Below are 12574 nucleotides of genomic sequence, written 5' to 3' on the forward strand. Positions count from 1 at the left end.
CAGAAATGGTGGTCTTCGAGGTATGCAACACTTACAGGCCCCCGAGATCATCTCAGAAAATTATAGAATAGTATTTCAAATGATCATCAAATTAAATTTTGATCAAACCTTGATATCCGGCGAGACTTTCAAAGAACCAACTTTATTTTTTTGCGGACACTAATGAAAGAAGATAATGGACCCAAAGCCACCCCCCCATTATTCAATATTTTTTACTTTAGTGTGAAGTCTCTGACGGAGTAACGGGCCACTCGCCTTTTCCCCTGGGCGCGGGCACCGGAAGGGGTAAAGGAGAAGCACAAACGAATGGTAAACGATAGACGAGAAACTTCCCTGCAGAAAATTTTGAGATTGAAAAAGAAGGTAATTTTCAGTATTTTATATGAAGCTGCATTTATTCGAACCGCACACGTATTATTTTATTGCTATTTTATTGTTGGCAGGGGTGCGTTGTAATCCAAAAAAGCCTGATTTATCCCGTGGCGCTATAGCGGCTGAAGCTGCGCTTGCGACGATGGAGGTTCCTGAGGGTTTTAAGATAGAAATGATCGCATCGGAACCCCTGGTCACTTCACCGGTAGATATGGAGATAGACGAGTACGGACGGATGTTTGTGGTGGAGATGCATGGCTACCCGCTGGATAAAAGCGGTAGCGGCAATATCGTGATGCTGAGCGATACCAATGGAGATGGCATCATGGATAAGCGAACGCTGTTTAAAGAAGGACTGATATTACCTACCGGTATTTTACGCTGGAAGAAAGGTTTTATAATAACGGATTCGCCAAATATCTATTATCTGGAAGACTCGGATGGTGACGGTAAAGCCGATATCATGGATACCGTGCTCACTGGTTTTGCATTAACCAATCCCCAGCATAATTTGAACAACCCGGTATACGGATTGGACAACTGGGTATATGCCGCGCATGAAGGAGTTGTGAAGTCAAGAGACTATGCCGAAGAGTTTGGAGATGAAGGAACCGAGATCTATTATCCTTCAAAACCGCATGCGGTACGCCTGCCCCAAAACGCCAGCGGGCGTTCGGTACGCTTTCAGCCCGATAAATATTTATTGGAAGAAATGTCAAGCCGTTGTCAGTTTGGTCACACATTTGACCAATGGGGGCATTGGTTTGGCTGCAACAATTCCAACCAGGGCTACCAGGAGATCATCGCGCAGCGGTATTTAACCCGTAATCCTCAGCTGCCACCCACAGAAGCCAGTCACAACATGAGCGACCACCTGAACGCCCCTGAAGTTTTTCCTACCACGATTAACCCCGACCGACAGATATTTACCGATGTAGGAACCATGACCTCAGGGAGTGGGCTTACGGCCTATCTGGCCGAGGACTTTCCGGAGCCTTACCGCAACGCTACTTTTATTGCTGAGCCGGTGAGCAATCTGGTGCACGTGGATGCTTTAAGAGACAGTGGTGTGAGTTATGTAGCGAGCCGGGTATTTCCCAATAAAGAATTCCTGACCTCTACCGACGCCTGGTCGCGTCCGGTAAATATGTATGTAGGTCCGGATGGTGCACTGTATGTACTGGATTACTACCGCAGAGTTATAGAATCCCCGGAATGGATGTCGGAAGAGGCGATCCGGGCAGGCAATTTGTATGATGGCATAGACAAAGGGCGGATATATCGTATCAGCGCCACCAACGGCAAAAAAGCGGATTGGACAAAGGGATTACAGCTGGGAGACGCGGACGGCACGACGCTGATCAGGGAACTGGCTAATCCGAACAACTGGTGGCGGATGCATGCGCAAAGGCTATTGGTTGACCGTGCCGATACGAATGATATCCCGGGGCTGGAAGAGACGGCAGCCGAAAGCCCTTCGGCAATGGGAAGGCTTCATGCTTTATGGACGCTTGAAGGAATGGGCGCGTTGAAGCCTGCATTGGTCAGTCGCGCTTTAAAAGATAGTATTTCGGGGATCAGAGAGAATGCGGTTAAATTAGCCGGGCTACATTTAAAAGAGGATCCGGCGCTGGGTAGTGCGCTGATGGCTTTACAAAATGACAAAGATATCAAGGTACGTTTTCAATTGCTGCTCACGCTGGGATCTGTAAATTCGGCCCTGGCGTCTGAAGTACGTAATCGCCTGCTGTTTGGCGATATGGACAACAAGTGGTTCCAGGTAGCGGCGCTTTCCGCCTTTCCGCTGGATGCAGATGCGTTGCTTGATCTGATGCTGGGAAAATACAAAGCAGAACTACCTGCATACGGTTCAATGGTACAGCGGCTGGCAGGAATGATCGCCGCAACCGCCGATGAGCCGGCCGTTCACCGCCGTATTCAAAACGCTATTTTGCCGCGATCGGCAGGAGAGCGGCAGTCACAAGCGGCCATGCTTAAAGGACTGGCGGAAGGGCTGCGCAACCGCAAGAACAAGTTATCCATCAACCAGGCCGATCAGCAGTTGTTGCTTACTACCTTTTTCGACAGTCCTTCAGACGGGTTACGCAAATCGGCGTTACAATTTTTGCAGGCCTCAAAGATCACGGATGAAACCTTGCGCTCATCCGCAATTACAAGAGCTGCTTCTGTTGCGCAGGACACTACGTTGCCGGACTTGAAGAGAGCCGATGCCATCGACTTTCTTACCCTGGGCAACCCCGCCCGGTATCAGTCCATGCTTCAGGGATTACTTACTCCCCGGGAACAGCCGGCAGTAAAATTAGCGGCGCTCAGAGTGCTGAACCTGGTACCCTCCACTGAGGTAAGCGAGTATATAGTAGAACACTGGTCCGGGTTGACCAAAGAAATAAGAGATGCCGCCATTCGGGTATTCATGAGTGATACGGCCCGGATGAGGATATTGATCACTGCGATGGAGCAGGATAAGATCCCCGCCAACAGCGCAAGCTTCTGGACCAGCATAGCCCTCATGCAGGTGGCTGATGATCAGCTCCGCGATCGCGCCAGAAAAGTGTTTACCAAAAACGCTGAAGAAGCCAAAAAGATAGCCCTGGCATACCGGGAAGCCCTTGATAAAGTGGGTGATCCGGAAAAAGGCAGAACGGTATATCTGCAGAACTGTGCTTTGTGCCATCAGATGAAGGGAAAAGACGGAGTAGCCTTCGGCCCGGATTTGAGCACGATCCACAACTGGAAGAAAGAAGATATCTTAGCCAATATCCTGGACCCCAATCTTTCGATCATGGCGGGTTACGATCTGTGGGAGATCAAACTGACCAATGGGGAAACGGTGCAGGGGATCATTGCTCAGGAAACCGGCTCGGCCATTACGATAAAAAATGCAGGTAATGTAGAAAGGATCATTAACCGCCAGAACATCCGGTCTCTGCACTCGCTTAATATTTCTGCGATGACGGTAGGACTGGAGAGGAATATCACCAGAGAACAGATGGCCGATCTGATCGCTTTTTTGAAGCAGAATCAGAAAGGGAAGAAGAGCGGTGAATAGTGGAATAAGTTGCAGGTTACAGGGGAGCAGGGATGGAGGGAGCGTGTATCCTGTTCTGTTTTTCTTCTTTTTGGCAAGTGAAAAAACTAATTTTTGAATACCAAACAATCAGTATGAAATTACCGGGAAATTACTTTGTCTGCCATGTGGCAACCCAACATCCTGCCTGCATGAGGTATATGATCGCCATGCTCACGGCGTTCTGCTTCATCATACCTGCGGGTTTTGCAAATCCATCCGGGAGCCTTCCGGAGCTCAATAATGCTGGTATTTTCCGTGCCGCTGTGGTAAAAATTGACATTACGCCCGATGAGCCTAAAATGTTGCTGGGCTATAATGCCCGGCAGTCAGATGGAGTGCACGACCGCATTTATCATCGTATGGTATTGCTGGACGATGGTTTTACAAAGTTTGTATTGGTGTCCACCGATATCTGTGTGATCTCCCCCTCGGAATACGATCATATGGCATCGCTGCTGCTGCAAAGATTCGGGATAGCTCCCGGGAACTTCTGGTGGTCGGTTACGCATACGCATTCCGCACCGGAGGTAGGTGTGCCGGGTTTGCCGGAGACTTTTATGGGAGAGCGGTATAAACATCCTGTAGACTCAGAATACACGTCTTTTGTAGAGCAAAAGATACTGGAAGGGGTACAGACCGCGCAAAACAATTTAGTGAAAGCGAAGCTGGGCGTTGGATGGGGTCATTCCAATGCCAATATCAATCGCCGCGCAATAAATGTGAACGGGAAAGCCTCACTTGGGATGGATCCGGATGGACCTGTGGATAAAAGGATTGGACTGATCCGTATTGATAAGGAAGATGGTACGCCGCTGGTATTGATTTCCAATTACGCGATCCACGGAACGGCGCTGGGGTCGCCGAACCTTAAAATAAGCGCCGATGTGCCGGGGGTGGTTGCGGAATACGTAGAAGAAAAAACAGGTGTGCCCATGTTGTTCATCAACGGCGCTGCCGGAAATCTGGCACCTGTTTACAGTACCTACCCCAATCCTCAATCGGCCCGTTTGTCTCAATTTAAAGTATTATTGGGCGACCGGATAGTAGCCGCCCACGAACAAATAGTGGCTGATATGGCGGAGGTGAAATTATTTACGGGGAAAATAGTGGTGGAAACAGCCCGGAAAGAAGGTCTGGGCTGGCCTTCCGACCTCGTTAACTATACCCGAAGCAGGTTGGATGGGAAAAACCTGGTTCGTCTTCCCGTACGGTTTTTAAAAATCAATCATGACATAGCGGTGTGGAGTTTACCGGTGGAACTGTTTTGCGAGATCTCCAATGAGATACGGGAGCGCTCCCCTTATCCCTATACTTTTTATTATGGCTATACCAATGGCTGGTTGGGCTATCTCCCCACAGCGGATCAGTTTAAGTATGGAGGTTACGAGGTGGAAACGGTTTGTCCCTATACCCCTGAAGCGGAGCGGGAATTGAAAGAGGCGGTAATGAGTTATTTAACCGGTGATCTGAGGGGAAAACTTCTTCCCGGCGAACAAACAGTAAACCGGCCCACGCTGGTAGAAGCGGGTGAGGACGGTAGGATCATACTCACTGCAGACCAGGGCAAAGGCATAGGCCCAAATATAAAATACATGCCGGAATGGAGGGCGTTCGGCTGGTTTATGGGAGACGATAAAGTAGAATGGGAGATCAGTTCCTCAAAGAACTGGACCTATACGGTAATCATGGAGTGGTCGGTGGATGATGACCATGCGGGGCAGCCGTTTATTTTGGAGAGCAATGCGGACAAAATAACGGGCAGGGTAGGAAAAAGCGGATCCTGGGAAACCTATGTTTCGGCTTCCATAGGAGTATTGAAAATAAAGGCGGGGAAACAAAAGCTCACCTTCAAAGCCGGAAGGAACTTTGATCAGAAGAAGGCCTTACTGGATTTGCGTAAAATAATTTTAGTGCCGGTTAATGAAAGGATGTAAAAACATGGAGAGAAATAACGATCACCAGGGCATTCCTGATGAGCTGCATTCAGCCCTTACCCCAAAAAAATTTTTAGCCCCCAAGCCTGTACATGCTGAATGCCACGATTTGAGGCTAAAGTGATCTCGTCAAGTGAAACAACCACTTTCTCGTAGTGGTCATCAATGGCTTTAAGCGATGAATATTCCCGTTCCACGGTTTTCCCCACCGTTGTTGGTGTTTGCGGGTGGAAACGTGGGAGAAGCACCAACAACTGATGCGAACATATCTTGTTTTTCCGAACGCCTGAATTAATGGTTAAACTTATAAGCACTGCATTTTTTAATTTCGGAAGGCCGGGAGCTCTGTATTTACCAAAATATCATAACGATTACAGGTTGCTTTGCCATGCCACAAACTGTGAGGATTAGACCTGGTTATTCTCTGTAATAAACGCATACACAGGGAGCATTTCTATCGTAAGTCCGTCTTTTTTAAAGCTGTCTTTTTGGTCTAAAGTCAGTATAAAGCCTTGCTTCTTATCGAAAAACCGCATGGCTTCTGTTAGGCCATTTATTTCACGTTGAAAATTTTCATCATTTATTTCATAACATACCTGTATGAGCTGCTTTACCCGCCCGTTGTCAAAAGTCACGAAATCGCATTCTCCTTTATCTTTAAAGAAAAAAATTTCTTTACATTGCCTGCGGAGATATAAATAAACTATATTCTCTAATTTTCGTCCATTATCGTCAGCAAAGGACAAAGATGCTACGTCAATAAACCCGGTATCCATAGCATACACCTTTTTGGGATTACGTATTTGAGCCTTTAAGGAATAACTAAATTGCGGTGCAAACTCAATTAGATATGCATCTTTGAAATAATTGAAAAACTCCAAAATGGTTGTGGTTGATTTTATACCGAATAAGCCGTTTAATTTATTGGCCGATACAGGCGCCCCAACATTTGAAATTAAATAGACAGCTAATTCCTTTAATGCGTTAACCTCCCGGATTCCATGACGAACAACAATGTCTCTAAACAGAATGTCGTCAATCAAACTGCGCAAAATCAGCGGTAGGCTGGTTTTAACATATTCCGGCATTCCGCCGGTCTTCAGATACTCTAAAAATGATGCTTTATCAGGTGTTTTATGTTTAAAATCAAGAAATTCCAGATACGAAAATGGGAATAACTCCATGGAAAGATGTCGTCCTGTAAGGTGCGTTCCCATTTCTTTGCTCAATAAAGATGCGTTTGAACCTGTAACAAAAACTTTATAGCCTTCATTCAGTAGCTGGTGAACAAATATTTCCCATTTCGCTACTATTTGAATTTCATCAAAAAATAAAACTTTTAATTTTCTATGAACGATTTCCCGCTGCAAACGGGCAAAATCATCAGCTTCAAATCCGGACAAACGGATGTCTTCAAAATTGAGGTACAGGGCGTCTTTATAATTTTTTTCAAGTATTTGTAGCAATAAAACGCTCTTTCCGCAACGCCTTATCCCGGTAATGATAGTTACAAAATTTTCAGCAATAGGAACTGTTTCTAAACTATGCCTTATCAGCTTCTGATCCTTTTTTAAAAATGACTTCTTTTGCTCATCTATTATTTTGCTTATTTTTTCCTGCCGGATCATAATCCATTTAATTTATTCACCTACAAAGGTATAATTATTGTTTATTAATGAAAGACATTTTTCATTAATAATGATAATCATTACTATTATTGCTGAAATGGGTTGGAAATCAATAAATTACTAAACAGCTCATGTTTCCTTTACCGCGTTTTTAGTAAAGATGTAAGCGATTTTTATCCTTCCTTAAGTAACTTGAACCATAAACATTTTATAAAGCACATGCATCCATCACCCAAGCCCCAACGCATCCTTTCCATAGATGCCTTTCGCGGCATTACGATCCTGGTAATGGTTTTTGTAAATGAGCTGGCAGGTATACGGGATATTCCGCTGTGGATGAAGCATGTGCCTGCCGATGCAGATGCCATGACCTTTGTTGATGTAGTATTTCCTGCTTTTTTGTTCATTGTAGGCATGTCGGTACCCTTTGCCTTACGCAGCCGGCTGCAGAAAGGCGATAGCTTTCTCCGGCTGCAATGGCATATTGTTTGGCGCACACTGGGTTTACTGGTGCTGGGTGTATTTATGGTAAATGCAGAAGGCGGGTACAACGAAAAAGCAATGGGTATGTCTATACACTTATGGCTGCTGTTGTTTTATATATGCGCTGTTCTGGTATGGAATGTATACAGCGCTCAAAAACGAATATGGGTGTACCTGCTAAGGGCGGCAGGGATAGCCGGGCTAATTGCGCTCGCATTTTTTTACCGCGGCGGAGCGGATGGTACCGGTAGTATGCAGCCCCGCTGGTGGGGCATACTGGGACTGATCGGATGGGCCTATTTTTTCAGTTGCATCTTTTTCCAGTTGTTCCGGAAAAACATATTTGCAATGCTGGCAACGATCGTTTTTTGCATTGCATTTTATATCATGGCGCAAACTTCTTTTGTGCAGAACCACAACCTCCGCTGGATCAGCAGCCAGGCCGGTAATGCGGCGCATACTTCCATAGTGCTGTGCGGAATAGTATTGTCGCTTATTTATTTTAACAGCCCCGGCAAAAGGTCCGCTATCCGCCGGTTTGCGGAAGCCGGTATTTTTGCGTTGCTGCTTTTTGCAGCAGGATACATCCTACGCCCTTATTTTAAGATCTCAAAAATTCATGCAACACCTACATGGTGTTTATACAGTGCAGGCATTTGCTGCACAGCATTTACTATATTGTACTGGTTGATTGATATTAAAAATAAAAGCAGGTGGGCGCAATTCTTTAAGCCGGCCGCCACCAATCCGCTGCTTACTTATATTATCCCGGGAATATTATATGCCTTGTTTTCTGTATTGCAGATCACCCTTTTTCCTTCTTCTCTCCGTTATGGACTCCCTGGTTTTTTGTGGGCTGTGTTTTATGCTATTGTAGTAATGTATATAGCCAAAGGACTTAACAGGCTTAATATAAAATTACAGCTATGAATAGATGAATTTGAAAATGGGGCGGTCGGTACGCGACAAAGGAGCGTCAGACCGCAATATTACAGAAAGGCAGGTTGCAGGTTAGGGATGAACCGATAATGAAGATGAGGGAATTTCTCTTTCTGTATTTTCATTTAGATTTGCTGTATGACAACATACGAGCAGGTACTTTCATTTTTGATCAAAAATGCTTTGAAGGAGGATACCGGTGATGGCGATCATTCTACATTAAGCTGCATTTCGCCGGATGCAAAAGGCAAAGCCGTATTAAGAGTAAAAGAAGACGGCATTTTAGCCGGGATGGAAGTTGCAGAAAAGATATTCAGATATGTGCAGCCCGGTGTTGTATTCACTGCCTATAAAAAAGATGGTGATGAAATGCGCATCGGGGATACTGCCTTTGAGGTGGAAGCCAAAGTGCATACCATATTACAATGTGAAAGACTGGTATTGAACTGCATGCAGCGCATGAGCGGCATTGCTACCCTTACACGCAAATATGCCGATCAGTTAAAGGGCTATCACACCAGGCTGCTGGATACCCGGAAAACCACACCCAATTTCCGCCTGCTCGAAAAAGAAGCAGTGCGCATAGGCGGCGGTTTAAACCATCGTATGGGATTGTATGATATGATCATGCTCAAAGACAATCATATTGATTACTGCGGCGGGATCGAAAAAGCGCTGGCTAAAGCATATGCCTATGTACAGGAAAAAAAGCCCGGTTTAAAAATTGAAATAGAAACCCGGAATATGGATGATGTAAAGCGGGTAGTGGCATTTGGTAAAGCAAACAGGATCATGCTCGACAATTTCACGCCTGAGCAATTACCGGAAGCCTTAAAAATAATCAACGGAAAATTTGAAACGGAAGCCAGCGGCGGCATTACCCTGGATAATATAGCCGCGTATGCGCAAACAGGAGTGGATTACGTGAGCGTTGGCGCTGTTATCCATCATGCAGTAAGTGCCGATTTGAGCTTAAAGGCTGTATTGACCTGAAATTGTCCCGAATATGTCAAAAAAGAATAAGCCAGATACCAGGGGATATGTGTTCAGCACAGACCCGTCTTTTTCTTTTGAAGAAGAAAATAAAAGTACAGAAACGCTGCCCCCGGCACAACAGCCCTTAAGGATCATACTGGATACAAAACGGCGTGCCGGAAAAACAGTGACCATTGTATATGGGTTTAAGGGCAACAACGATGACCTTGAATTGCTGGGAAAAAAATTAAAAAATTATTGTGGTACGGGCGGGTCAGTAAAAGATGGCGAAATTATTGTACAGGGCGACCAGCGCGATAAGGTTTTGCAATGGCTTCAAAAAAATGACTATAAGAAAGCCTGTAAGGTGTAGTGTGGAGTTACAGGTTGCAGGGTTACAGGATTTCGAATTTCAAATTATTATTGTCCGGAGAAAGCTTTTGAAAGTTAAATGAAAGCCAATACAGGAGAGTATTTTAGCCCCTCTCCGGTCGGAGAGGGGTTGGGGTGAGGCAAAGTCAGGCTGCTAAAGGCTTTTATTACTTTTACCGGGCAATAATCATTTCAAATTTGAGATTTCAAATTTCAGATTTGAAGATCTATCTTTTGATGCTTTGCGTTACGGCACTACCACTGTTTTGCTTTCTACGGTGTGAACACTAAAATAACCCAGTGCTCCTCCTTCAATATTGGTTACAGGATTTGCAGGAGAGGCTGAGTTGCTGCCTCCGGAAGCACCCTGGTCGAGGCTGTACCAGTATTTGTATATGGCAGGTGCTATACATTGCATATCTACAGTAACCTTGTCGCCGCTTTTAATTTTATCCTCATCATCACCCGGAGCCGTAAACAAGGTTATGGTGGAAGTATTCCCATCGGAATAATCATCATCCCGGATAAATATGCTTTTTTCCTTACCGCCGTTCACGTATTGAATAAAGCGGTAATTATTGCCTTTGCCCCGGGGATCTGTATATTGCACATTTGCCAGTTTCATTGTTTCGCCAAAAAAGCCTTCTTCTTTTACATAAAGCGAATCCATATGGATCTTAACCGGCATAACACATGAAGCGCTGAATGCCTGCCCGTTAATGCTTACCTGCAGCGTGTAGGTTTTACCGGTAGCAGCTGTAAGTGTTCCCGACCGGTAAACGCCTGTGGCTGCCTCAGAAAGTATGATCGTATTTCCTTCATTATCTGTTATCGAAACAACCGCGCCGCCAAGCCCTTCAAAAGCATTATCATCGCCAAAATTTTTTGTTTTGGATACGTTCACCACGCAGCCACCCTCCCTGTCGGTAAGTACCCCTTCTATTACATATTGCTTTTCTGATTCTTTCAGGGAAACATCTATTACCTTTTCGCATGCTGTGAAAATGCTTAGGATAAGGCCGAGTAGTATTACAATACGCATGGTCATCAAAATTTAAAATTATAGGATACAGACGGTATATACCTGAACAATGCCAGTTGCACAGCTTCTGTTTTACCGGGGTTATCTTCGCTCTCCCGGAAGGATATGGTGTAGGCATTCTCCCGGCCGTAAGCGTTGTAAAGACTAAAGCTCAGTTCGGAAGAAAACCTTTTTCTTTGCTTTAACAGCCAGGTAGCACCCAGGTCAAGGCGGTGATAGGAAGGCATCCTGTATGCGTTCCTGCTGGTATAATAAAAATAGGTTTGGTCATTTACATGATACTTGCCTGCGGGAAAGGTTACCGCATTCCCTGTATAATAAATCCAGTTGGCAGATAGTGTCCATTTTTTACTGAGCTGATACGACACCACTACAGCCAGATCATGCGTTCTGTCCTGCCGGGCATTGTACCATTCGTTGTTATTGATTCCGTTGATCTGTTTTTCTGTTTTGGACAAAGTATAGCTTAACCAGCCTGTTAATTTCCCGGCTTTCTTTTTAAACTGCAATTCTATTCCGTAAGCCCTTCCTTTCCCGAACAAAAGCTGTGTTTCAATAGCATCGGAATTGATGAACACATTGGCCCCGTCGCGGTAATCTATCTGGTTCTGCATGGTTTTATAGTAGGTCTCCAGGGTCAGCTCATAATTGTTATCCAAAAGATTTTTATAATAGCCAACCGCAAACAGGTCCGAAACTTCGGGCTTAATGATATTGGTGCTCGCCACCCATTTATCCGTTGGGCTTGAAGTGGTGGAGTTGCTGATCAAATGGAGGTTCTGCACATTGCGCACATAAGATGCCTTCAAAGAACTTGTCCCGTTTAACCGGTAGCTGGCAGCAACACGCGGTTCAGGGTTTATATAGGTTTTAATGAATGCTCCTTTTGCATAACTGAGCGTGTCGGTAACTGATCCTTCGCTGTCAATATTATAAAAATCACCTTCACCCAGTATACTGAAGGATGTAAGCCGCAACCCATAGGTAAGATTGATCTTATCCGTTGCTTTCCATGTATTCGTAAAGTACAGTGCATTTTCCCATGAATACCTTTTTTGAAGCAGCGACAAATTAATGCTGGAACCACCCGAGCTGGGTCTTACTTCTCCCGGCCGGATGGTATGATGAACAGAGTTGAACCCAAAGCGGATATTGTTTTTGTTGTTAACATACCACTGGAATTCCTGCTTAAGGTTCAGGTCGCGGATCTGCGAGAAAATGTCGAATTCGTTGGCGCCGCTGCGGATGGATATATTATAATTGTAATTACTGAAAATGAAAGAGGTATTGGAAAATAATTTATTGCTGAAAATATGGTTCCAGCGCAGGGTGCCGGTTGCATTTCCCCAGTCAAGCCCGAAAGTTTGCCCTGCGGCCAGCACATCTTTTCCAAAGTAGCCCGAAAGATACAGCCTGTCTTTATCACCTATATTGTAATTGAGCTTGGCATTGAGGTCATAAAAATACAGGGTATTGTTTCGTAAAGCGGAGTCGCCGGATAGCTTTAAGAACATATCTGCGTATGTTCTTCGTCCCGTGATCAAAAAAGAAGATTTGTCTTTTTGTATGGGCCCTTCCACGTTCAGTTTTGCCGATATAAGCCCTATTCCGCCGCTCACATTATAATCCTGGTTATTGCCGTCATTCATTTTAATGTCCAGCACGGAAGACAGCCTTCCCCCGTATTGTGCAGGCATACCGCCTTTATATACGGTTCCATCTTTAATGGCATCGGAAT

General features: G+C 45.1%; 8 protein-coding genes. 5 read left to right on the forward strand and 3 right to left on the reverse strand.

Annotated elements, in window-relative coordinates:
• Positions 1 to 382 precede the first annotated feature (382 nt).
• Positions 383 to 3442, forward strand: coding sequence for a PVC-type heme-binding CxxCH protein (locus PLH26_RS06920; protein WP_324585273.1), 3060 nt, complete (start codon positions 383 to 385; stop codon positions 3440 to 3442).
• A 113-nt stretch (positions 3443 to 3555) separates the two neighbouring features.
• Positions 3556 to 5397, forward strand: a complete 1842-nt coding sequence (locus tag PLH26_RS06925) for a neutral/alkaline non-lysosomal ceramidase N-terminal domain-containing protein (protein ID WP_324585274.1) — start codon at positions 3556 to 3558, stop codon at positions 5395 to 5397.
• Between the two features lie 407 nt (positions 5398 to 5804).
• On the opposite strand, the gene PLH26_RS06930 is transcribed toward PLH26_RS06925, so the two are convergent.
• On the reverse strand, positions 5805 to 7025 hold the full coding sequence (locus tag PLH26_RS06930) for an ATP-binding protein (RefSeq protein ID WP_324585275.1): 1221 nt from the start codon (positions 7023 to 7025) through the stop codon (positions 5805 to 5807).
• A gap of 219 nt (positions 7026 to 7244) precedes the next feature.
• On the opposite strand from PLH26_RS06930, the gene PLH26_RS06935 reads away from it, so the two are divergent.
• From PLH26_RS06935 to PLH26_RS06945, 3 genes are all read left to right on the forward strand, one after another.
• Positions 7245 to 8438, forward strand: a complete 1194-nt coding sequence (locus tag PLH26_RS06935) for a DUF5009 domain-containing protein (protein WP_324585276.1) — start codon at positions 7245 to 7247, stop codon at positions 8436 to 8438.
• A 147-nt stretch (positions 8439 to 8585) separates the two neighbouring features.
• The gene (nadC, locus tag PLH26_RS06940) at positions 8586 to 9440 is read left to right on the forward strand and encodes a carboxylating nicotinate-nucleotide diphosphorylase (RefSeq protein ID WP_324585277.1); all 855 of its coding nucleotides are present in this window, start codon (positions 8586 to 8588) and stop codon (positions 9438 to 9440) included.
• Between the two features lie 13 nt (positions 9441 to 9453).
• On the forward strand, positions 9454 to 9795 hold the full coding sequence (locus tag PLH26_RS06945; protein WP_324585278.1) for a translation initiation factor: 342 nt from the start codon (positions 9454 to 9456) through the stop codon (positions 9793 to 9795).
• Between the two features lie 246 nt (positions 9796 to 10041).
• On the opposite strand, the gene PLH26_RS06950 is transcribed toward PLH26_RS06945, so the two are convergent.
• Complete coding sequence (locus tag PLH26_RS06950) at positions 10042 to 10836, reverse strand: DUF4249 domain-containing protein (protein WP_324585279.1); 795 nt, start codon at positions 10834 to 10836, stop codon at positions 10042 to 10044.
• Between the two features lie 5 nt (positions 10837 to 10841).
• Positions 10842 to 12574, reverse strand: a 1733-nt coding sequence (locus PLH26_RS06955) for a TonB-dependent receptor plug domain-containing protein (RefSeq protein WP_324585280.1), incomplete at its 5' end; no start/stop codon positions are given.

Origin of the sequence: Agriterribacter sp., from assembly GCF_035444585.1 — a bacterium.
Taxonomy (GTDB): Bacteria; Bacteroidota; Bacteroidia; order Chitinophagales; family Chitinophagaceae; genus Agriterribacter.